Source organism: Cupriavidus sp. C3SS-1 (assembly GCF_057073755.1).
The window spans coordinates 2,324,774-2,346,904 of the sequence record NZ_CP172699.1 but is presented as its reverse complement, the minus strand read 5'-3'; the positions used below and the strand labels follow the sequence as shown (position 1 = coordinate 2,346,904).

Here is a 22,131-nt window from a genome sequence, read left to right as displayed (position 1 = left end):
CCGGGAGCATTTCCGGTCACGCATCTTCAAAAAAGCGGCTGCCCGGCCACGGGACGGCCATGCCACAGGACGGTCAGTCGGGTGATTCCGCAATCCTTCATTCAGGACCTGCTCAACCGTGTCGACATTGTCGATGTGGTGGGCAAGTATGTGCAGCTGAAGAAGGGCGGCGCCAATTTCATGGGGCTGTGCCCGTTTCATAACGAGAAGTCGCCGTCGTTCACGGTATCGCCGACCAAACAGTTCTATCACTGCTTTGGATGCGGTGCGCATGGCTCGGCTATCGGTTTCCTGATGGAGTATTCCGGGCAGTCTTATCCGGAAGCGGTGCGTGAGCTTTCCCAGTCGGTCGGCATGACCGTGCCCGAGGAGCGCGACCGCCTGCCGCCAGGACAGCGTGCGGAGCAACAGGCGCGCTCGGTAGCGCTGTCCGATGCCATGACACGCGCCACCGATTTTTATCGCCGCCAGTTGCGCGGCGCGCCGCAAGCCATCCAGTACCTGAAAGGGCGCGGCCTGACGGGCGAGATCGCGGCCAGTTTCGGCCTGGGCTATGCGCCGGATGACTGGCAGGGCCTGGAAGCGGTGTTTGGCAGCTACCGCGACGACAGCATTGCGGCTCCGCTCGTGGAAGCCGGCCTGCTGATCGAGAGTAGCGAAAAGCGCGATGCGGACGGCAAGCCGCGCCGCTATGACCGCTTCCGCGACCGCATCATGTTCCCCATTCGCAACACCAAAGGCGCCGTCATTGGCTTCGGCGGGCGCGTCATGGGGCAGGGCGAACCCAAATACCTTAATTCGCCCGAGACGCCGCTGTTCAGCAAGGGCACCGAGTTGTACGGCTTGTTCGAGGCGCGGCACGCGATTCGGGAAACCGGCTACGTCCTGGTGGTCGAAGGGTATATGGACGTGGTGGCGCTGGCGCAGCTCGGGTTTGCCAATGCCGTGGCGACGCTCGGCACGGCGTGTACGCCCGTGCACGTGCAGAAGCTGTTGCGGCAGACAGATTCCGTGGTGTTTTCGTTCGACGGGGACGCGGCGGGCCGCCGTGCTGCCCGCCGTGGACTGGAAGCCTGCTTGCCGCATGTGGCGGATAACAAGTCCATTCGCTTCCTGTTCCTGCCGGCCGAGCACGACCCGGACAGCTATGTGCGCGAAGAGGGCACCGAGGCGTTCGCGGCGCAGGTGCGCGATGCCATGCCGCTGTCGCGCTTCCTGCTGCAGTCGGTGACGGAAGAACTTGACCTGCGCCAGCCGGAAGGCCGCGCCCGCGCGCAGTATGAAGCCAAGCCGCTGCTGCAGGCCATGCCGGCTGGCGGGCTGCGGCTACAGATTATCCGCGAACTTGCCGATGCTACCGGTACGACGCCCGCCGAAATCGAGGCGCTTTGCGGCCTGCGCAGCGACCCGGCCCGGGCTGGGCGCTTTGCCCAGCCGCGTCCGCGTACCCGGCGCCAGGCGCCGACGGGTCTGGAGCAGCGCGTATTGCAATTGTTGATGTGCTATCCGTCATTGTCGGCACGACTGGACGAGGACAGTCGTGCACTTCTGTTAGATTCGGAGGGCGGCGAAGCCGACGTTCTCGCGCACCTGGTCGCCGCCTGCGACGAGGTGGAGGGCCAGGTGAATTTCGCGGCATTCAGCGAGCATCTGGCGCAATCGCCCTATGCCGAGGCATACGCGGCTGCACGCACCGCGGTGCTTCGAGAAGAGATCGAAGAGGAACCGGCGACACAGGAATTCGACGCCGCCGTCACCAAACTGCTGGCCGAACCATTGAGTCGTGAGCTGGAACGGCTTCAGGCCGCCGTGATCGCGGGCACGGCCGACGAGGCAGCCAAGGAACGCATGCGCTGGCTGGTTGGCGAAGTCCATCGCCGCAGGCGGCTTGGCTAGTGCACAGATACGCACAATCGCTGGTGCATGGGGCGGTGGTGCCAACGAGGAGGTAAAGGGGAAAGCCAGCGCAGTGTTGAGCTTAACCCTTGATTTTTCAGGTGAAACCCATACCTGACAGGAAGCTGGCTATCTGTGGCGTGCTACAATAGCCGGTTTGGATTGCGAAATCTTTCTCTCCATATCTGGTGAAAGTGAGCGTGCCAATGGCAAAGGCCAAAGCAACCGAAAAGGTTTCCGTAAAGGCTTCCCAATCCGGGAGCGGCAAGGCGTCTGTGAAATCCGCGGCGGCGAAAACATCGACCGCGCCCGTCAGGACGCCAGCCCGGTCTGCGCCATCAAAGTCTGCGCGAGGCGCTGAATCGCCCGCCGAGACCACTGCCACCAGAAATCGCACATCTGAAACGACAAAGGCCTCGACTTCGGCACGCGAGAGCGGCAAGAGCGCCAGCAGCGCCAGTACCAGCGGCAAGGTCGCCGCATCTGCACCAGTGAAAGGCAAGAGTATCACCGTGGCGAAACAGCAGAATACCGAAGTCGAGAGCAAACAGCCGGCCGCCGCCGGTGCCAAGAGGGCGAGCGCCAAGGCAGGCGCTGCTGCGCCGGCGCCGAAGGCACGCGCGGCATCTCCTGCAGCCGTTGCATCCGAGCGTCCCGCAGCGCCGGCCAGCAAGCCCGAGCCGAAAAAGCGCGGCCGCAAGCCCAAGGCCGAGATGCAGCACGATGACAGCACGACGGGCGACGTGATCGAAGAGTTCGACGAGAACGAGACCCGCACAGCAACGCCTGCCGCGGCACCGAAGTCCGAAAAGCAGAAAGCCAAGGACCGCAAGGCCAAGGAAAAGGCGCTGCTCAAGGAGTTCGCCTCGACCCGGCAGGGCACCGAGGAAGAACTCGAGCTGCGCCGCCAGAAGCTCAAGGCGCTGATCAAGCTCGGCAAGTCGCGCGGCTATCTCACGTACGCCGAGATCAACGATCACCTGCCGGACGACATGGTCGATTCGGAGACGATCGACACGCTCGTCGCCACCCTGAACGACATCGGCATTGCCGTGTACGAGCAGGCGCCGGACGCCGAAACGCTGCTGCTCAACGACAACGCCCCGTCGGCCACCAGCGAGGAAGAGGCCGAGGAAGAAGCCGAAGCCGCGCTGTCGACGGTGGACTCCGAATTCGGCCGCACCACGGACCCCGTGCGCATGTACATGCGTGAAATGGGCACGGTGGAGCTGCTGACGCGCGAAGGCGAAATCGTGATCGCCAAGCGCATCGAGGCGGGCCTGAAGGACATGGTGATGGCCATTTCGGCCTGCCCGGTCACGATCTCGGAGATCCTGGCCAATGCCGAGCGCGTCGCCAGCGACGAGATCAAGATCGACGAATTCGTCGATGGCCTGATCGACCCGAACGCCGACGACGTGGCGCAAGAAGCTGCCGGCGCATCGGCGGCGGACGAGGAAGAGCTCGACTCGGATGACGAAGAGGAATCCGACGAAGAAGACGAAGACGACGACGCTGCCGGCGCCGGTGCCTCGGCTCGCCAGCTCGAAGAGCTGAAGTTGTCCGCGCTCGAAAAATTCCGCGTGATTGCCGAGCAGTTCGACAAGATGCGCCGCGCCTTCGAGAAGGAAGGCTACAAGTCCAAGCCTTACGTCAAGGCGCAGGAAGCCATCCAGTCCGAGCTGATGGGCATCCGCTTCACCGCGCGCAGCGTCGAACGGCTGTGCGACACGCTGCGCGGCCAGGTGGACGAGGTGCGCAAGCTCGAACGCGCCATCCTGAACAACGTGGTGGACAAGTGCGGCATGCCGCGCGCGGATTTCGTCGCCCGCTTCCCTGGCAACGAGACCAACCTCGAGTGGATCCACACGGTGATCGCCGACGGCAAGCCGTACAGCACCATCGTCGAGCGCAACGTGCCGGCCGTGCATGAACTGCAGCAGAAGCTGATCGACCTGCAGGCGCGCGTGGTGCTGCCGCTCAAGGAACTCAAGGGCGTCAACCGCAAGATGGCCGAGGGCGAGAAGCGCGCGCGCGAAGCCAAGCGCGAGATGACCGAGGCCAACCTGCGCCTGGTGATCTCGATCGCCAAGAAATACACCAACCGCGGCCTGCAGTTCCTCGACCTGATCCAGGAAGGCAACATCGGCCTGATGAAGGCGGTGGACAAGTTCGAATACCGCCGCGGCTACAAGTTCTCCACGTACGCGACGTGGTGGATCCGCCAGGCCATCACGCGCTCGATCGCCGACCAGGCGCGCACCATCCGCATCCCGGTGCACATGATCGAGACGATCAACAAGATGAACCGCATCTCGCGCCAGATCCTGCAGGAAACCGGCAATGAGCCGGATCCGGCAACGCTGGCCGAGAAGATGGAGATGCCGGAAGACAAGATCCGCAAGATCATGAAGATCGCCAAGGAGCCGATCTCCATGGAAACGCCGATCGGTGACGACGACGACTCCCATCTGGGCGACTTCATCGAGGACACCAACACGCTGGCTCCGGCCGAAGCGGCGCTGCACGGCTCCATGCGCGGCGTCGTCAAGGACGTGCTGGATTCGCTCACGCCGCGCGAAGCCAAGGTATTGCGCATGCGCTTCGGCATTGAGATGAGCACCGACCACACGCTCGAAGAAGTCGGCAAGCAGTTCGATGTCACGCGCGAACGGATCCGCCAGATAGAAGCCAAGGCACTAAGAAAGCTGCGCCACCCGAGCCGCTCTGATAAGCTCAAGAGTTTCCTGGAGGGCAGTTAAACGCTTCCAAGGGCCTCTAGCTCATGCCTGGTTAGAGCAGCGGACTCATAATCCGTTGGTGCCGTGTTCGACTCACGGGAGGCCCACCAATTGCCACGAGGGGTTGCGGAAATTGTCCGCAACCCCTTTGTTTTTTTTGGCTCGGCGGAACACTTCGCCAAAATCAGCGCCTCACCACCCGCGAGCCGAAACGCCCTCCACGACTACCACCAAAGAGTCCCCAAATGATTGATGCCCTGATCTCCGGAAAGCTGTACGGCCAGCCGGCCGAGCGCACCGGCAATGGCGGCCACCGCTTCGTCACCGCAAGGGTGCGCGCCGCGACCGGCGACGGTGAAGCCGTGATCGTGAACGTGATCACGTTCACGCAGAGCGTAGGCGATGCGCTTCTGGCCCTGCAGGACGGCGACAGCGTGTCGCTGTCTGGTTCGCTGACGCCGAAGGTCTGGACGGACAAGAACGGCCAGGTACGCCCCGCGCTTGACCTGGTGGCGCATGGGCTGCTGACGCCTTACCACGTAAAGCACAAGCGTGAGGCGATGGAGCAAGAGCCGGCATCGCGCCGTGCCGACTCCGGCGGGTTCGAGGATGACGACGATCGTCGATAGCCGTTAGCGCCGCGAGGGTCTCGAAGTCTCGCTTCCGTGCAGTGGGATGATTTACACCGGCGTTGGCCTACCCATGCGCTGCGCGCATGCCCGCATGCAGAGATATCGCTAACGCTCGCTGCGCCCCTTCTCCTAACATCGGCTCACCATCTGCTAGTCAGTCGAACGGTGCATCCGCCACGAACCGCGGCAGTGGTTACCGATGAGGAGACCCATGCACAACAGCGCCGCGCCCACGAGCGCCACCGCCACCTATTCGTCCGCGAGCCGCACCCAGCCCGCGCCTGTCATCGAGCCCGCCCAGCGGCGGCGCGCCATCATCGCGACGGTGATCGGCAATGGCCTGGAGTGGTTCGACTTTACCGTCTACAGCTTCTTCGCGATCATCATCGCGAAGCTGTTCTTCCCCACCGGCAATGACCTCAGCTCGCTGCTGCTGGCCGTGGCCACGTTCGGCGTGGGCTTCTTCATGCGGCCGGTCGGCGGTATTGTGCTCGGCATCTATGCCGACCGTGTCGGCCGCAAGGCCGCACTGTCGATGACCATCCTGCTGATGGCGCTTGGCACCACGCTGATCGGCCTCGCGCCGACCTACCAGCAAGTCGGGATTTTCGCGCCGCTCCTGATCGTGGTGGCGCGCCTGCTGCAGGGCTTCTCCGCCGGCGGCGAGATGGGTGGCGCCACGGCCTTCCTGACCGAATACGCGCCCGAGCGCGAGCGCGCCTACTACTCGAGCTGGATCCAGGCGAGTATCGGCGTTGCCGTGCTGCTCGGCGCAGCGGTCGGAACCTTCGTCACGCGTTCGCTGAGCCCCGAAGCGCTCAGCAGCTGGGGGTGGCGCCTGCCGTTCCTGCTCGGTATCGTGATCGGGCCCGTGGGCTACTACATCCGCCACCATCTCGACGAGACCCCGGCCTTCCGCGAAACCACGGAACGCGCCGACTCGCCGCTCAAGGAAGTGTTCCAGGCCTACCCGCGCGAAACGTTCGCCAGCTTCTCGATGGTGATCCTGTGGACGGTGTGCACCTACGTGCTGCTGTTCTACATGCCGACCTATGCCGTCAAGGTGCTGAGCGTGCCGCAGTCGGACGGCTTTATCGCCGGCATGGTGGGCGGCTGCACCATCATGCTGTTCGCGCCGCTGGTCGGCAGGCTGGCGGACCGCATCGGCCGCCGGGTGCTGCTGAGCGGCTCGGCGCTGCTGATACTGGTGCTGGCCTGGCCGATGTTCGCGTATATCAACCATGTGCCCGGCCTGCTGTCGCTGCTGGTGTTCCAGCTGGTGTTCGGCATCCTGATCGCTGCCTATACCGGCCCGATCCTGGCCGCGTTCTCCGAGCTGTTCCCCGCGCGCGTGCTGTCGACCGGCCTGTCTGTGGCCTACAACTTCGCGGTGACGATCTTCGGCGGCTTTGCGTCGTTCATCATCACCTGGCTGATCGCCACCACCGGCAGCAGCATGGCGCCGGCTATCTACGTCATGATCGCGGCCGCCATCAGCCTGGCCGGCACGCGCTTTGTCCGCGAACCCGCTTACCTGCAACAACGCTGATATGACCCAGATTCCACAGATCCTCTTTCGCGGCGGCGATGTGCTCGACCCCGGCATGGGCGAGCTGCTGCGCGGCCACGATGTCCTGGTAGAGGGCGAGCGCATCGTCGCTGTCGGCCCGGCCATCGATGCACCCAACGCCACGCGTATCGATGCACGCGGCAAGACCGTGATGCCCGGCTTGATCGACTGCCATGTGCACGTGCTGGCGTCGCTTGCGAACCTCGGCCTGAACGCGGTGCAGCCCAACGTACTGGTCGCCATCCGCGCGTTGCCGATCATGAAGGGCATGCTTGACCGCGGCTTCACCACGGTGCGCGATGCTGGCGGCGCTGATTGGGGCCTGTCGCAAGCGGTGGCCACCGGCCTCGTGCCGGGGCCGCGCATTTTCCCGTCGGGCAAGGCGTTGTCGCAGACCGGTGGCCATGGCGACTTCCGACCGCGTTCCGACGTGCTGGAGCCGTGCTCGTGCGCGTTCCGCGCCGGCGCTATTGCGCGCGTGGCCGATGGCGTGGACGCGGTGCGCCTCGCGGTGCGCGAAGAGATCCAGAAGGGCGCCACGCAGATCAAGATCATGGCGTCCGGCGGCGTGGCGTCTCCGACCGATCCGATCGGCAATACCCAGTACAGCGAAGACGAGATCCGGGCCATCGTGGCCGAGGCCGAGGCCGCGCAGACCTATGTGATGGCCCACGCGTACACCGGCCGTGCCATCACGCGCGCGGTGCGGTGCGGCGTGCGCACCATCGAGCACGGCAATCTGGTCGACCGCGCCGCCGCGGACGAAATGCGCAAGCACGGCGCCTTTGTCGTGCCGACGCTGGTGACCTATGACGCGCTGGCACGCGATGGCGCGCGCCTGGGCCTGCCCGCCGACTCGGTTGCCAAGATCGAGACCGTGCGCCAGGCGGGCCGCGACTCGCTGCGCATCTACGCCGATGCCGGCGTACAGATGGGCTACGGTTCGGACCTGCTCGGTGAAATGCACGACCATCAGGCCGAAGAATTCCGCATTCGCTCCGAACTGCTCGGCAACCTCGAGGCCATCCGTTCGGCCACCTCAATCGCCGCGGCGATCCTGCAGCGCGATGGCGAACTCGGTGCCGTGCGGGCCGGGGCGACGGCGGACCTGCTGCTCGTGGATGGCAATCCACTCGACGATATCGGCCTGATCGCCGGTCAGGGCGAACACCTCAGCGTGGTGATGCAAGCCGGGCGCATTCACCGTCGCGCGTCCTGATCCACGAAACCTAGGCCCGGTGGCCGCGCCGGGCCTGGCGTGCATTCGCTCCCGCCTTCCTCTCGCTCTCCCTCGTACTCGCGGTCTATCATGGCAGCTCCCGCGACCGGAAGCTCCCATGCGCATCTCTCCGCTACCGCCCCTGGCCAACCTGGTCGCCTTCGAAGCCGCGATGCGGCTTGGCAGCTTCACACGCGCCGCCGTGGAGCTGCATCTGACGCAAAGCGCGATCAGCCGGCAAGTCGCTCAGCTCGAAAGCTTTCTCGGACGCAAGCTGTTCATCCGCGAGCCGCGCGCGCTGCGCCTGACAGTCAGCGGCCAGCGCTATGCCGAGGTTGTGCAACGATTGCTGGTCGGCTGTGCCGAGGCCACCGAAGACGTGATGAAGGTGCGCAGTCACACGGCGCTGACCGTGGCGTGCTCCACTGGCGTGGCCGTGCTGTGGTTGACGCCGCGGCTGGCTTCGTTCCGTGCGGCACATCCCGAGATCCAGTTGCGGCTCATTGTGAATGACAGCCTGGCGTCGCTGTCCGCCGCCGAATTCGACATTGGCCTGTACTACCTGCGCGAGGGTCCGCCGCCCGGGCTGGCGGCGCGGCGACTGTACGGCGAGGATGTCTTCCCGGTGTGCGCGCCGGCCTATCTCGACGGGCGCACGCTAGCCCCGTCGGCACTGGTCAACGAGACCCTGCTGATGCTCGACGATGGCCAGCGGCAATGGATGTCGTGGCAGGCATGGTTTGCGCACCAGGGCGTGCCTGACGCGAATCCGCGTACCTTCCTGACCTCGAACCAGTATCCGATCCTGCTGCAGCTGGCGATAGAAGGGCAGGGCATCGCGCTCGGCTGGCGGCACATGATCGACGGCTGCCTGCGCGACGGCCTGCTGGTGCGTGCTTGCGAAGCGAGTGCCAGTCTTGGTGGCGGCTACTACGCGATCTGGCCGCGCGATCGCATGGAGCCCGCCGCCGCGCGTGCCTTCCGCAACTGGATGGTGCGGCAGGCGACGGCGGCGTGATACCTGGCAGCCCCGCGCGGGCTGCGGCCTGACATCAGTATCCGGCCGCCCGATCGACCAGGTTCATCAGTTCCCGGCCATCACGCATCCTGCGCACGTTCTCCACGCACTGCCGTGCCACAAGTTCATACGACGGATCGCACGCAATATGCGGAGTCGCTTCGATGCGCGGATGGTTCCAAACCGGATCGCCAGGTTCCGGCGGTTCCTTCGAAAACACATCGAGCGCCGCGCCGGCCAGGTGGCCTTCGTCGATCAGCGCGACCAGGTCGGGTTCCACCAGGTGCTCGCCGCGACCAACGTTGATGAAGAAAGCGCCGGGCGGCAATTGCGAGAGTGTCTGCCGGTTCAGCAGGCCATGCGTTTGCGGCGTGAGCGGCAGCGTGCAAACCAGGATGTCGGTCTGCGCGAGCATCGCGGACAAGCCGGCATCGCCGGTGTAGTCGATCACATCGGGAATGCCTTTGCCGCTGCGGCTCCATCCCGCCACCGGAAAGCCGATGGCCGCGAACGTGCGCGCCACGGCGCTGCCGATCTCGCCCATGCCCAGCACGCCGACGCGGCAGCGCGAGAGGTCCGGTGCCGGGTGGCGCTTCCATTCGCCACGGCGCTGTTGCGCAGCATAGTCGCCCAGGCGACGCGCATGACGCAGGGCCATGGCCAGCACGTAATGCGCGATGCCGGTCTGCTGGCCCGGATCAACCACGCGGGTGACGGGCATGCTTGGCGGCAGGTCGGGCGCGGCCAGCAGCTTGTCGACGCCCGCCGCGGCGGCGCAGACCAGGCGCAGGTTGGGGAAGGCGGGCAGCACGCCCGGCTTCAGGCCCCAGGCCATGATGGCTTCGACTTCGTCCGCGGGTGCGTTTTCGCGGCCGTTCCAGACGGCGATGTCGGGCGCGGCTTCACGCAGCGCGGCGGTGATGGGGCCCGCCATGAATGAGGGAAGATGTACGAGGATGCCCATGTCAGTTGCGGAAGTCCGGTTGGATTCGGTCCAGGCGGCGCAGCAGGCCCGGCCATGCCAGGCCCGAGCCCTTTCCCTTGGTGGCCTGGCGCGCCTGCGCGCCCACGTCGGTGCTGACGGCTTCCGGCACCAGCGTCAGCGGCGTGCCGCCGCTCTGCGCGAGTATCTGGACGCGGCATGCGGACTCCAGCGTGTACATCGTCAGGAACGCGTCGGACACCGTGCGCCCGCAGGTCAGCAGGCCGTGGTTGCGCAGGATCATCTGCTTGCTGCCGCCAAGGTCGGCCACCAGTCTCACTTTCTCGTCCTCGCGCAGCGCCACGCCTTCGTAGTCGTGGTAGGCCAGGCCCATGCGCGCGAACATGGCCTGCTGCGAGAGCGGCAGCAGACCGGCCTGCTGCGCCGACACCGCCACGCCGTGCGGGGTGTGGGTGTGCATGACGCAGCCGATCTCTGGCCGCGCCTCGTGCACGGCGCTGTGGATGATGAAGCCGGCGGGGTTGACGTCATACGGCGTGTCCAGCACGGGGTGGCCGTGATGGTCGACCTTGACCAGGCTGGACGCCGTGATCTCGTCGAACAGCATGCCGTAGGGATTGATCAGGAACTGGTCGGGCGCGTCGGGCACGCGTGCCGAGATATGGGTGAAGATCAGGTCATCCCAGCCGAAATGCGCGACCAGGCGGTAGGCCGCCGCCAGGTCGACGCGCATCTGCCATTCCGCGTCGGAAACGCGGTCCCTGACGGAATCGACCGCATCGACGAGTTGTACTTGCGCCATGTGAATGCCTCCGGGGGTGTGTTCTGTGTCGTGAGTGCGGTGGCATTCTGCGCCCGGGCCTGCGCGCAAGTCTGTTAAGTATTGGACAATCTCGCTTTGGCCAGCAGGGAGGGTGATGTGAAAGCCGTGGATTCCGGCAGGGCGCTGCCGCGAAGCGTGTTGGCAAGCGGCTGGCTGCGCAATGCGCCGGCGCGCGTGCTCGACGCCGTGCAGAAGGCCGCACGCCGGCAGCGGTTCGGCGACGGCGACATGATCTTCGCGCGCGGCGATCCGCCGACGTATTTCTGCATGGTGCTGGCGGGCCGCGTGCGCATGAGCCGCGTCAGCGCGAGCGGACGCGAGTCGGTCTATTCGGTGATCGGCCGCGGCCGCTGGTTCGGCGAGATCTCCCTGCTCGACGGCAAGCCGCGCACGCACGACGCTTTCGCCGTGGGCAGCACCGAGTTGCTGGTGCTGGGCCGGCGCGATTTCGACCGTATCCTGGCCGCCCATCCGGAAGGCATGCAACTGATCGTCCAGCAGATCTGCGCGCGCCTGCGCGTCGCCTTCGATCACGCCGAGCGCGCGCAGCAGGCACCCGTCGATGCGCGCATGGCGGCGCGCCTGCTTGAACTGGCCGACCGTACCGACCATGTGGTGCGGGTCTCGGCCGAGGACCTCGGCGATATGGTCAACCGCTCGCGCCAGACCGTCGCCAAGTACCTGCAGGCATGGGAGGACGCCGGCTGGATACGCCGCCATTACCGCCAAGTGGAGTTGCTTGAGCCAGCGGCGCTGCGGCGGCTCGCCACGGCGTGATTCGTGTGCGCCGCGTGGTACATTCGCCGCTGATGTAGATACCACGCTATACAAGTCCAGCGGATATCGCGCACAGTGCCGAGTGTGTCCGCTTCATGGGGAAAACCGTTGTCTCAAGCCTCCGCACAGCCGGGCCGGCCGGCCGCCGGGCTGTCCGACACGCTACCGGCGCCGCTCTACGCGCGCGTTAAGCAATTCATCAGCGGCAAGATCGCCGACGGCAGCTGGCCGCCGCATCATCGCGTGCCGTCCGAAACCGAACTGGTCGAGGACCTGGGCGTAAGCCGCATGACGGTGAACCGCGCGTTGCGCGAGCTGACGGCTGACGGATTGCTGGTGCGCATGCAGGGTGTCGGCACGTTCGTGGCCGAACCGAAGCGCAATTCCGCGCTCTACGCGGTCAACAATATCGCCGAGGAAATCGCCGCGCGCGGCCGCCGCCACCATGCCAGGGTGGTGAAGAGCAGCGAGGAACCGGCCGGCGCGGCCAGGGCCGCCGCACTCGATGTGGGCGAGGGCCAGCGCGTCTTCCACACGGTGATCGTGCACTACGAGGACGATGTGCCGATCCAGCTTGAGGACCGCTACGTCAACGCGACGGTGGCGCCCGACTACCTGGCGCAGGATTTCACCCGCCACACGCCGTACGAATACCTGTCGCGCGTGGCACCGCTGACCGAGGGCGAGCATGTGGTTGAAGCCGTGCTGGCCACGCCCGAGGAGTGCGCCCTGCTGCAGATCGATCGCGGCGAGCCATGCCTGCTGATCCGGCGCCGCACGTGGTCGTCCAATCGCGTGGTGACGGCGGTGCGGCTGCTTCATCCGGGCTCAATGCACCGGCTCGAAGGACGCTTCACGTCCTGAGGCGCCTGCCACAGGTCAAGATGAGCCTGATCTGACGTAGCGGCTGCAACACTCGACGCCCCGGCAAGCCGGGGCGTCGTCACATTCCCTCCCTCATCATGCCTAGCCTCGGGAATACCCCAATACCTCTATACTTGTATATACAAGACTATACATACCCAAGAGATGTTGATTCCCGGCGTGGCCGGGCCAGTGATTCCAAGGAGCTGCCGTGAGTGTGAACCCCCGTTTCCGCGATGTTGAGATCCGTGCCCCGCGTGGCAACAAGCTGACCGCCAAGAGCTGGCTGACCGAAGCGCCGTTGCGCATGCTGATGAACAACCTCGACCCGGAGGTCGCGGAGAACCCGAAGGAGCTGGTGGTCTACGGCGGTATTGGCCGTGCCGCGCGCAACTGGGAATGCTATGACCGTATCGTCGAGGTGCTGACCCGTCTGGAAGACGACGAGACCCTTCTGGTCCAGTCGGGCAAGCCGGTCGGCGTGTTTCGCACCCACCGCGACGCGCCGCGCGTGCTGATCGCCAACTCGAATCTGGTGCCGCACTGGGCCAACTGGGAACACTTCAACGAACTCGACGCCAGGGGCCTGGCCATGTACGGCCAGATGACCGCCGGTTCGTGGATCTATATCGGCAGCCAGGGCATCGTGCAGGGCACGTATGAAACCTTTGTCGAGGCGGGCCGCCAGCATTACGGCGGCAGCCTCAAGGGCCGCTGGGTGCTGACCGCCGGCCTGGGTGGAATGGGCGGCGCGCAGCCGCTGGCCGCCACGCTGGCCGGCGCGTGCTCGCTGAACATCGAATGCCAGCAGAGCCGCATCGATTTCCGCCTGAAGACGCGCTATGTCGACGAGCAGGCCACCGATCTCGACGACGCGCTGGCCCGCATTGACCGCTACACCTCGCAAGGCAAGTCGATTTCGATCGCGCTGTGCGCCAACGCCGCCGAAGTGCTGCCCGAACTGGTGCGCCGCGGCGTGCGCCCTGACATGGTCACCGACCAGACCAGCGCGCACGACCCGCTCAACGGCTACCTGCCGGCGGGCTGGAGCTGGGATGAGTACCGCGAGCGCGCCCAGCGCGAACCGGCCGTGGTGGTGAAGGCCGCCAAGGTTTCGATGGCCGCGCATGTGCGCGCCATGCTGGCCTTCCAGAAGATGGGCGTGCCGACCTTCGACTACGGCAACAACATCCGCCAGATGGCCCAGGAAGAGGGCGTCGAGAATGCGTTCGATTTCCCGGGCTTCGTGCCGGCCTATATCCGTCCGCTGTTCTGCCGCGGCATTGGCCCGTTCCGCTGGGCCGCGCTGTCGGGCGATCCGCAGGACATCTACAAGACCGATGCCAAGGTCAAGGAACTGATCCCCGACGATGCCCACCTGCACCGCTGGCTCGACATGGCGCGCGAGCGCATCAGCTTCCAGGGCCTGCCGGCGCGCATCTGCTGGGTCGGCCTTGGCCTGCGTGCCAAGCTGGGCCTGGCGTTCAACGAGATGGTGCGCAGCGGCGAGTTGTCGGCTCCCGTCGTGATCGGCCGCGACCACCTGGATTCGGGCTCGGTTGCCAGCCCGAACCGCGAGACCGAGTCCATGCAGGATGGGTCGGACGCTGTCTCCGACTGGCCGCTGCTCAACGCGCTGCTCAACACCGCGAGCGGTGCGACCTGGGTGAGCCTGCACCACGGCGGTGGCGTCGGCATGGGCTTCTCGCAGCATTCGGGCGTGGTGATCGTCTGCGACGGCACCGATGAAGCCGCCGCGCGCATTGCCCGCGTGCTGAACAACGACCCCGCCACCGGCGTCATGCGCCATGCCGACGCCGGCTACCAGATCGCCGTCGACTGCGCACGCGAGCAGGGCCTGGACCTGCCGATGCTGCGCGGCTGATCGCTTGACTAAGGCGACTGCCAACAAGAGCAGCATAAGCGGCCGGCTGCCCGCGCGCCGGCCGTTGCCATACCGTTCACGGAGACACCCATGTCCATCCAAAGCACCGCCGGCGCGGCGGTTGCGGCGCCACAGCCGCAACTGTCGCGCGCACGTGCCATTGCCGCGATCACCGTCGGCAATGGCCTGGAGTTCTACGATTTCGTCGTCTACAGCTTCTTCGCCACGCTGATCGGCCGGCTGTATTTCCCGGTTGAAAATCCGACGGGCCAGTTGCTGATGTCGTTCGCCACGTTTGGCGTCGGCTTCCTGATGCGCCCGCTCGGCGGCCTGCTGATCGGCATGTATGCCGACCGCGCCGGGCGCAAGCCGGCCGTCGCGCTGACGCTGTGGCTCATGGGCCTGAGTTCGCTGATCTTCGTGGTGGCGCCGTCGTACGCGCAGATCGGCATCCTGGCGCCGGTCATGGTGGTGGTGGCGCGGCTGGTGCAGGGTTTTGCCATCGGCGGCGAAATGGGCGCTTCGACCGCGTTGCTGCTCGAGTACGCCGATGACCGCACGCGAGGCTTCTATACCGCGTGGCAACCGTTCAGCCAGGGCCTGGCGGCGCTGCTGGGCGCGGTCACCGGCCTGGTGCTGAGCAATGTGCTGGCGCCGGCCGAGCTCGAAGCGTGGGGCTGGCGCCTTGCGTTCCTGATCGGCATTCTCGTGATTCCGGTCGGCCTGGTGATCCGCCGCCGCCTGGAGGAAACCGCCGAGCCCCTGCATCACGGCGAACACGCCGCGCAATGGCCGCTGCTGCGCCGGCATGCACGCGAGGTGCTCGCCAGCATCCTGCTGATGATCGGCCTGGCCTCGTCGACGTATATCGTCATCTACTACCTCAGCAACTACGCCGTGAGCGTGCTGAAGATGCCGCTGTCGCTGAGCATCTGGGCCGGCTGCATCGCGGCGCTGGTGCAGGTCGTGCTGTCGCCATTTGCTGGCTGGCTGGCCGACCGCGTCGGCCGCAAGACGGTGGTGCTGTGGTCGCGCGTGGCGCTGCTGGTAATGGTCTATCCGGCGTTCGTGCTGATCAACGCCGAGCCGTCGCTGGCACGTCTGCTGGTGGTCGTGGCCTGCCTGTCGGTGCCGATGTCGATGACCTCGCCGGCCTCGATGGTGCTGGTCAGCGAGGTGCTGCCGCAGCGCTTGCGCGCCACGGGCCTGTCGATCGCCTACTGCGTGGCGATTGCGATCTTCGGTGGCTTTGCGCAGTACTTCTCGACGCGCCTGATCCAGATCACGGGTGACGCCAATGCGCCGGCGCTCTATGTGATCGGCTGCGGTCTGGTGTCGCTGATCGGGCTGGCGCTGGTGCCGGAAACGCTAGGGCGCCGCCTGAAATGAAGGCAACGGCGGCCGGTGCTCAACCGGCTGCTGGCAAACGGTGCTGTGCGAACGGCCAGGTCGGCAATTGCGTACCGTTGCAGTGCGGCTGGCCGGCGGCCGCCGCGGACGGCGCTGCCGGGCCCGTCGCGCCTGGCAGGCCGAGGAACACCGTGGAAGTCATCAGGAAGCGGTCACGCGCCTGGCGAAGAAAGTCCAGATCCATGTTCAGGCTCAAGGTCAAGGTCAAAGGTTCGGTGTCCTGTCGTGTCGGGGAGTCAATCCGGCGCCGCGACAGCTGTCGTTGGCGACGGACTGGCGGCATCATCGCCGCGCTGTGTGACACGTTGTTGAAATCCTCAAAGCCCATACTGGCTTGAGAGATCAACCGGCGCGATCGGCGCGTGCGCGCAGTGCCGCCTTGCCCACCTGTTCAGTGTGGTGGCAGAGGTGCTAAAATCTAAGTCTTTGATTCGCTTAGGCAAATGCCGTTGGAGGCATTGCCGCGCCAGGATCCGCCCCGGATCCGGCCTGTAGCAAGGCGAGATGAGTTCCAGACGCGTATCCGTTTGTGCCGGGTTCGCCTCCCGCCGCACCCCGATACCATGACGACTACGACCCTACCTGAACAGAACGCCGCCGAGCAGACGTTCGAGAGCTTTGGCCTGGACGCGCGCATCCTGCGCGCCTTGTCCGAGCAAGGCTATACCAAGCCGACGCCGATCCAGGCGCAGGCCATCCCCGTGGTGCTCCTCGGCAAGGACGTGATGGGCGCTGCCCAGACCGGCACCGGCAAGACCGCCGGCTTTGCCCTGCCGATCATCCAGCGCCTGCTGCCGATGGCCAATGCGAGCGCCTCGCCGGCGCGCCACCCGGTGCGCGCGCTGATGCTGACGCCCACGCGCGAACTGGCCGACCAGGTCTATGACAACGTCGCGCGCTATGCCAAGCACACCGACCTGCGCAGCACGGTGGTGTTCGGCGGCGTGGACATGAACCCGCAGACCGATGCGCTGCGCCGTGGCGTGGAAATCCTGGTGGCCACGCCGGGCCGCCTGCTGGACCACGTGCAGCAAAAGTCGGTGAACCTGTCGCAGGTGCAGATGCTGGTGCTGGACGAAGCCGACCGCATGCTCGACATGGGCTTCCTGCCGGACCTGCAGCGCATCATCAACCTGCTGCCGGCGCAGCGCCAGACGCTGCTGTTCTCGGCCACGTTCTCGTCCGAGATCAAGCGCCTGGCCGCGAGCTACCTCAAGCAGCCGGTCACGATCGAAGTGGCGCGCAGCAACTCCACCAATGAAAACGTGCGCCAGATGGTGTACCAGGTGGAAGACGGCCACAAGCAGGCTGCCGTGGTGCACCTGCTGCGCCAGCGCGCGGCGCAAGGCCTGTCGCGCCAATGCATCGTGTTCGTCAACAGCAAGATCGGCTGCTCGCGCCTGGCGCGCCATCTGGAACGCGAGGGCATCAACGCCGCCGCCATCCATGGCGACAAGACGCAGACCGAGCGGATGCAGACGCTCGAAGGCTTCAAGAGCGGCACCATCGACGCGCTGGTCGCCACTGACGTGGCGGCACGTGGCCTCGATATTGCCGACATGCCGTGCGTGATCAATTTCGACCTGCCGTTCAGCGCCGAAGACTATGTGCACCGCATTGGCCGAACCGGCCGCGCCGGCGCCAGCGGCGACGCGCTGTCGATCTTCGTGCCGGGCGATGAGCGCCTGCTGGTCGATATCGAGAAGCTGATCAAGCGCAGCGTCCCGCGTGGCACGCTGGAAGGTTTTGATCCCACCGGCGAGAAGGCCCGCCAGGAAGAGACCGATCGCCGCCGCCAGCGCAGCGATGTGCGCCGCGCGCGCAGCAACGGTGACGGTGAGGGCGATGACCGTCGCCGCCGCCCGGACCACGGTGGCGGCCGCAACGCGTTCCGGCCTTCGGACGACCCGTTCTTCTCGCGTCCCTACGAGCCCAGCCCGAACAGTGCCCCCGCCAAGCCGGCCGAGGAGATGATCGCGGCGGCGCTGTCGCGTGGCCGCCAGGGACCCAAGCGCCCCGTCGCGGCCCTGCTGGGCGGCGCACCGCGCAAGTCCTGATCGCGTATCGCGCACAAATCGCGCACAAGCCGCGAGGCCGGCGCTGCCTGTCAGCGCCCGGCCACGGCTGGCAGCGCCGCCAGGCGCTGCAGCCAGCCCGCGGTGGCTCGTTCGAGCCAATCCTGCACATCCCTCCCTTCGTTTCTTAGCCCGAGGTGCTCGCCTGCCGTTCGCAGTGCATCGAGCGGTGCGCTCGTGTCAATCGCCTGCGCGCCGCTCTGCTTGCTCAGCTTTTCCCCGGCCGCATTGACCACCACGGGCACGTGCAGATAAGCGGGCGTCGGCAGCCCGAGCAGGTGCTGCAGGTGGATCTGGCGCGGTGTGGAATCGAGCAAATCGGCGCCGCGCACGATGTGGGTGATGCCCTGCAGGCCGTCGTCGACCACCACGGCAAGCTGATAGGCCCATAGGCCATCCGCGCGGCGCAGCACGAAGTCGCCTACCTCGGTTTCAAGGTCCTGGCATTGGCGGCCCTGCCAGCGATCATCGAAGCAAAGGGTGGCTGCCGGGCCGTCCGGCACGCGCACGCGCCACGCCCGCGGCAACTTGCCATTGAGCCCGTTGCGGCACGTACCGGGATACCCAAGCGTCTGGTGCCGTTCGCGCACATGCAGCAGCGAATCGGCGATTTCCTTGCGTGAGCAGCCGCAGGGGTAGAGCTGTCCCGCCACGTCAAGGCGATGCAGTGCGTCGGCGTACAGCGCCTCGCGCCGGCTTTGCCAGACCGGCGGCTCGTCGGGCACCAGGCCGAGCCGTTCGAGCGTTTGCAGGATGTCCGTGTCTGCGCCGCGCACGCAGCGCGGATAGTCGAGGTCTTCGATCCGCACCAGCCACTGGCCGCCGTGCGCGCGCGCATCGAGCCAGGTGGCCAGCGCAGTCACCAGCGAGCCCATGTGCAGCGGGCCGGTGGGGGAGGGGGCGAAGCGGCCGCGGTAGCCGCTGGCGGGTACTGCCATGCGCGTGCCCCTGCCTTAGCCTGCCAGTTCGGGTTGCTGCAACAGCAGTGCCTGCGCCAGCCGCGGATCTTCAAGCTTGCCTGACCACCATTGCAGCGCCTTGCCGCGGTTGCTCGTGCGCCAGGCCACCTTGAAGTTGCCGGGCGCGCGCACCTCGACGGTCTCGCGGGCCTGCAGTACGCCGCTTTCGATATGCGGCTGCGCCATCGGCGCCGGCAGCCAGCCGCAGCCAAGGCCGCGGATCTGCGCTTCGAGCTTGTCGCGCATGGTTGGCACCACCAGCACGTCCTGTCCGGCCAGCACGCCGTGCGTGCGCGCAGGCAGGTTGCGCGAGGTGTCGCCCACGGCCACGATCCGGTGCCGGGCGATCTGGATGGTCGACAGCGGCCCTTCCTCGGTCGCGAGCGGGTGGTGCGCGGCCACGGCGAAAACGAACGGCATGCTGCCCAGCGGCCGGATCTGGAAGCCCTGCGTGCTGGGGGCGTCATAAGCGCCGCCGATCACCAGGTCTGCGCGGTTGCTGACCAGCGCATCCCAGGCGCCGCCGAGCACTTCCTTGGCAAAGCGCAGCCGCGTGGCGGTGTTCTCGTTGTAGAAATCCTGGATCACGGGCAGCAGCGCGCGAAAGTTGATCAGGTCGTCCACCACGATGGTCAGTGTCGCTTCCCAGCCGGTAGCCAGCCGCTTGACCCGCCGCGCCAGGTCGTCGGCCGCGTGGAGCAGGTGGCGCCCCTCATCGAGCAAGGCGCGGCCGGCCGGCGTCAGTTCGGCCCGGTGCCGGCGGCGATCGAACAGCAGCACGTCGAGGTCTTCTTCGAGCTTGCGTACCACATAGGTCAGCGCGGAAGGCACCTTGCCCATCTCATGGGCGGCGGCGGCGAAGCTGCCCTTGCGCTCGATGGCGTCCAGGACTTCAAGGGATTCGAGGGAAAGTGGCATATTCAGAAATTCTGAATGATTACTTCTAAGTGGATGCCGTTCAATATACGCCACAGCGCCTAAACTTCCTAGCATCGAAAGCAAATGCCATATCCCACGGCACTATGCCGCAAGGGAAAGGCAAGCCAGGGCCACAAGGAGGGCCATCAAAATGATTGAAATCAGAAGGTCTGAAGAGCGCGGTTACGCCGATCATGGCTGGCTGAAGTCGTATCACTCGTTCTCCTTTGCCGACTATTACGACCCGAAGCACGTCCAGTTCGGGCCGCTTCGCGTGATCAATGAAGACCGCGTTGCCCCGGGCATGGGTTTTGGCACCCATGGCCACCGCGACATGGAAATCATCAGCTACGTGCTGGAAGGCGAGCTGGCGCACAAGGACAGCATGGGCAACGGCAGCGTGATCCGCCCGGGCGACGTGCAACGCATGAGCGCCGGTACCGGCGTGCAGCATTCGGAGTACAACCATGCCGCCCATGACACCACGCATTTCCTGCAGATCTGGATCATGCCGAACCAGACCGGCATCGAGCCCGGCTACGAGGAAAAGCGCTTCGACGCGGCGGACAAGCGCGGCCGGCTGCGCCTGGTTGCCAGTTCCGATGGCGCCGAAGGTTCGGTGCTCGTGCATCAGGACGTGCGCCTGTACGCCGGGCTGTTCGATGGCGATGAGTCTGCCACGCTGGCGCTCCGGCCCGGACGCCGCGCTTACGTGTATGTGGCGCGCGGCCGGATCGTGCTCAATGGCCTGGCGCTGGAAACCGGCGACGCGGCCACGCTGGAGTCCGTGGACGCCCTGGCGCTGACGCAGGGCGAAGGCGCTGAAGTCCTGGTCTTCGACCTGCCCTGATCCCGGGAGCCAGGCCGGTGCGGCGCATGCCGCGCCGCACCGCCATCCCTAACAGCCCGCCGGCCCGCGCCTGCGGGCTGTTTGCCTTTTACCGCGGGATCGTCGTCGGGCATGTACCGCTGTGCTATCTTCTTGCTATGTATTTGCGACCGGCCCCGCACATCGCCGGCAGGTTGCCACCCCCTAGTTTCCGGCCTGGCCGACGCCCGGCCCGTCACCCGGTACCGAGATGACCTTCGTATCCGTTCTCCTGGCGCTGATCGCAGAGCAGTTCCGCGCCCTGGGCCGCAATAACCCGATCCATGAGATCGTGCGCGCGCTCGGTGACCGCGCCGAACACGCGTTCGACACCGGCCGCCCGCGCGATGCCGCGCTGGCCTGGCTCACCGTGGTGCTGCCGCTCACGCTGGGCGTGATGGTGGTGCACTACCTGCTCGCGTCGATCAGCGTCGCGCTCACGCTGGCGTGGAATGTGCTGTTGTTGTACCTGACGCTGGGCTTTCGCCAGTTCAGCCACTACTTCACCGATATCCACGAGGCGCTGAACCGCGACGACCTGCTCGCCGCGCGCGCGTTGCTGCATGAGTGGACCGGCATCGACACCATCGAGATGCCGGTGACCGAGATCGTGCGCCACACGCTTGAAGCGGCGATCGTCGCGGTGCACCGCCATGTGTTCGGCGTGTTCTTCTGGTTCCTGGTGCCGATCGGGCCGGGCGGCGTGGTGCTGTACCGGGCCGCCGAATTCCTGGGCCGCCAGTGGAACCTGCCGTCGACCGAGCGCAGCCCGGCGCTCGGCCGCTTTGCCGCGAGCGCGTTCTACCTGCTGGACTGGGTGCCGTCGCGGCTGACGGCGATCGGGTTTGCCATCGTGGGCAACTTCGAGGATGCCGTCTACGCGTGGCGCAACCACGCCCGCAAGTGGAACGATGCGGTCAACGGCATCCTGCTCGCGAGCGGTGGCGGGGCGCTCGGCGTGCGCCTGGGCACGCCGCTGCCCGAAGACGACTCCAGCGTGGTGCTGCGTACCAGCATGGCGGCAGGCCCCGCGATCGACTACGCGCCCGGCATGGAAGAAGACAACGGCCCCGAGCCCTCGGCCCCGGAATTCGGCGCGGAGCCGGGCGTCCGTACGCTGCAGTCCGCTGTGGGGCTGGTCTGGCGCGCGGTGGTGCTGTGGATGCTGCTGTTGGCGATGCTGTCCCTGGCGCTGTGGGTCGGCTGACCGGCGCACTGACTGACCTAATCACGCGGCGCGCCGCAGCGCCAGCAGGCGCCGAACTGCGGCTCATGCCATTCGTGGCAGTGGCCGCACTGCCACGGCGGCCCCGGCGGCGGTTCGGCCGCCGTCTTCAGCGCGGCCCAGGCTTGCGCTTCCATGTGATCATCGAGAATCCAGACCTGCGGCGCGCTTTCCCGGAATGGGATTTCGCCGACCGCGCCTGACAGCCACGTGTTGCGCAATTCGGCGCGGATGCCGGCGGCGCGCAACATGTTGCGGCAATGCGCCGCGTGCACGATCGAGGTGGCGGACAGCAGCAGTTTCATTGG

20 protein-coding genes and 1 tRNA gene are annotated in these 22,131 nt (G+C 66.3%); 14 read left to right on the top strand and 7 right to left on the bottom strand.

What is annotated here, in order from left to right; translation table 11 throughout:
- The first annotated feature begins 81 nt into the window (after positions 1 to 81).
- Complete coding sequence (gene dnaG / locus ACIGJC_RS10895) at positions 82 to 1,896, top strand: DNA primase (protein WP_483708785.1); 1,815 nt, start codon at positions 82 to 84, stop codon at positions 1,894 to 1,896.
- A 97-nt stretch (positions 1,897 to 1,993) separates the two neighbouring features.
- Here dnaG and ACIGJC_RS10890 read toward each other — a convergent pair whose 3' ends face one another.
- On the bottom strand, positions 1,994 to 2,398 hold the full coding sequence (locus ACIGJC_RS10890; protein WP_483708784.1) for a hypothetical protein: 405 nt from the start codon (positions 2,396 to 2,398) through the stop codon (positions 1,994 to 1,996).
- Here ACIGJC_RS10890 and rpoD point away from each other — a divergent pair.
- The 6 genes from rpoD (at position 2,388) to ACIGJC_RS10860 (ending at position 9,076) form a co-directional block, all read left to right on the top strand.
- On the top strand, positions 2,388 to 4,658 hold the full coding sequence (gene rpoD / locus ACIGJC_RS10885; protein WP_483708783.1) for an RNA polymerase sigma factor RpoD: 2,271 nt from the start codon (positions 2,388 to 2,390) through the stop codon (positions 4,656 to 4,658). The two genes, ACIGJC_RS10890 and rpoD, sit on opposite strands and share 11 nt — an antisense overlap.
- A 10-nt stretch (positions 4,659 to 4,668) precedes the next feature.
- A tRNA-Ile gene (locus ACIGJC_RS10880) sits at positions 4,669 to 4,747 on the top strand.
- Positions 4,748 to 4,882: 135 nt separating this feature from the next.
- Complete coding sequence (locus ACIGJC_RS10875; protein WP_483708782.1) at positions 4,883 to 5,266, top strand: single-stranded DNA-binding protein; 384 nt, start codon at positions 4,883 to 4,885, stop codon at positions 5,264 to 5,266.
- A gap of 214 nt (positions 5,267 to 5,480) precedes the next feature.
- Entirely contained in the window at positions 5,481 to 6,818 is a 1,338-nt protein-coding gene (locus ACIGJC_RS10870; protein ID WP_483708781.1) for an MFS transporter, read from the top strand.
- Position 6,819: 1 nt separating this feature from the next.
- Positions 6,820 to 8,058, top strand: a complete 1,239-nt coding sequence (locus tag ACIGJC_RS10865; protein WP_483708780.1) for a metal-dependent hydrolase family protein — start codon at positions 6,820 to 6,822, stop codon at positions 8,056 to 8,058.
- Between the two features lie 118 nt (positions 8,059 to 8,176).
- Positions 8,177 to 9,076 (top strand): LysR substrate-binding domain-containing protein, encoded by a 900-nt coding sequence (locus tag ACIGJC_RS10860; protein ID WP_483708779.1) that lies wholly within the window; start codon positions 8,177 to 8,179, stop codon positions 9,074 to 9,076.
- A gap of 34 nt (positions 9,077 to 9,110) precedes the next feature.
- On the opposite strand, the gene ACIGJC_RS10855 is transcribed toward ACIGJC_RS10860, so the two are convergent.
- Together ACIGJC_RS10855 and ACIGJC_RS10850 are read right to left on the bottom strand one after the other, a co-directional pair.
- Positions 9,111 to 10,040, bottom strand: coding sequence for a 2-hydroxyacid dehydrogenase (locus ACIGJC_RS10855; RefSeq protein WP_483708778.1), 930 nt, complete (start codon positions 10,038 to 10,040; stop codon positions 9,111 to 9,113).
- Position 10,041: 1 nt separating this feature from the next.
- On the bottom strand, positions 10,042 to 10,821 hold the full coding sequence (locus ACIGJC_RS10850) for a class II aldolase/adducin family protein (protein WP_483708777.1): 780 nt from the start codon (positions 10,819 to 10,821) through the stop codon (positions 10,042 to 10,044).
- A 117-nt stretch (positions 10,822 to 10,938) separates the two neighbouring features.
- On the opposite strand from ACIGJC_RS10850, the gene ACIGJC_RS10845 reads away from it, so the two are divergent.
- The 4 genes from ACIGJC_RS10845 to ACIGJC_RS10830 all read left to right on the top strand — a co-directional run bounded on the left by ACIGJC_RS10845 (position 10,939) and on the right by ACIGJC_RS10830 (position 15,757).
- Positions 10,939 to 11,619: a Crp/Fnr family transcriptional regulator gene (locus ACIGJC_RS10845; RefSeq protein ID WP_483708776.1), complete on the top strand. Its 681-nt coding sequence runs from the start codon at positions 10,939 to 10,941 to the stop codon at positions 11,617 to 11,619.
- A gap of 108 nt (positions 11,620 to 11,727) precedes the next feature.
- The gene (gene hutC, locus ACIGJC_RS10840) at positions 11,728 to 12,483 is read left to right on the top strand and encodes a histidine utilization repressor (RefSeq protein ID WP_483708775.1); all 756 of its coding nucleotides are present in this window, start codon (positions 11,728 to 11,730) and stop codon (positions 12,481 to 12,483) included.
- Positions 12,484 to 12,694: 211 nt separating this feature from the next.
- Positions 12,695 to 14,368 carry a urocanate hydratase gene (hutU, locus tag ACIGJC_RS10835; RefSeq protein WP_483708774.1) on the top strand — a complete coding sequence of 558 codons (1,674 nt, stop codon included), beginning with the start codon at positions 12,695 to 12,697 and terminating at the stop codon, positions 14,366 to 14,368.
- Between the two features lie 90 nt (positions 14,369 to 14,458).
- Positions 14,459 to 15,757 (top strand): MFS transporter, encoded by a 1,299-nt coding sequence (locus tag ACIGJC_RS10830; protein WP_483708773.1) that lies wholly within the window; start codon positions 14,459 to 14,461, stop codon positions 15,755 to 15,757.
- A 19-nt stretch (positions 15,758 to 15,776) separates the two neighbouring features.
- On the opposite strand, the gene ACIGJC_RS10825 is transcribed toward ACIGJC_RS10830, so the two are convergent.
- On the bottom strand, positions 15,777 to 16,106 hold the full coding sequence (locus tag ACIGJC_RS10825; RefSeq protein WP_483708772.1) for a hypothetical protein: 330 nt from the start codon (positions 16,104 to 16,106) through the stop codon (positions 15,777 to 15,779).
- Positions 16,107 to 16,341: 235 nt separating this feature from the next.
- On the opposite strand from ACIGJC_RS10825, the gene ACIGJC_RS10820 reads away from it, so the two are divergent.
- Complete coding sequence (locus tag ACIGJC_RS10820; RefSeq protein WP_483708771.1) at positions 16,342 to 17,835, top strand: DEAD/DEAH box helicase; 1,494 nt, start codon at positions 16,342 to 16,344, stop codon at positions 17,833 to 17,835.
- Between the two features lie 50 nt (positions 17,836 to 17,885).
- Here the strand turns inward: ACIGJC_RS10820 and gluQRS are convergent, their stop codons facing one another.
- Positions 17,886 to 18,791, bottom strand: coding sequence for a tRNA glutamyl-Q(34) synthetase GluQRS (gene gluQRS, locus ACIGJC_RS10815; protein ID WP_483708770.1), 906 nt, complete (start codon positions 18,789 to 18,791; stop codon positions 17,886 to 17,888).
- 15 nt (positions 18,792 to 18,806) lie between these two features.
- Positions 18,807 to 19,730 carry a LysR family transcriptional regulator gene (locus ACIGJC_RS10810; RefSeq protein ID WP_483708769.1) on the bottom strand — a complete coding sequence of 308 codons (924 nt, stop codon included), beginning with the start codon at positions 19,728 to 19,730 and terminating at the stop codon, positions 18,807 to 18,809.
- 151 nt (positions 19,731 to 19,881) lie between these two features.
- Between ACIGJC_RS10810 and ACIGJC_RS10805 the strand changes: the two genes are divergently transcribed.
- Positions 19,882 to 20,580 carry a pirin family protein gene (locus ACIGJC_RS10805; RefSeq protein ID WP_483708768.1) on the top strand — a complete coding sequence of 233 codons (699 nt, stop codon included), beginning with the start codon at positions 19,882 to 19,884 and terminating at the stop codon, positions 20,578 to 20,580.
- A gap of 229 nt (positions 20,581 to 20,809) precedes the next feature.
- The gene (locus ACIGJC_RS10800; RefSeq protein WP_483708767.1) at positions 20,810 to 21,805 is read left to right on the top strand and encodes a CobD/CbiB family protein; all 996 of its coding nucleotides are present in this window, start codon (positions 20,810 to 20,812) and stop codon (positions 21,803 to 21,805) included.
- A 17-nt stretch (positions 21,806 to 21,822) separates the two neighbouring features.
- Here the strand turns inward: ACIGJC_RS10800 and ACIGJC_RS10795 are convergent, their stop codons facing one another.
- The gene (locus ACIGJC_RS10795) at positions 21,823 to 22,128 is read right to left on the bottom strand and encodes a putative signal transducing protein (protein WP_483708766.1); all 306 of its coding nucleotides are present in this window, start codon (positions 22,126 to 22,128) and stop codon (positions 21,823 to 21,825) included.
- Positions 22,129 to 22,131: the final 3 nt, after the last annotated feature.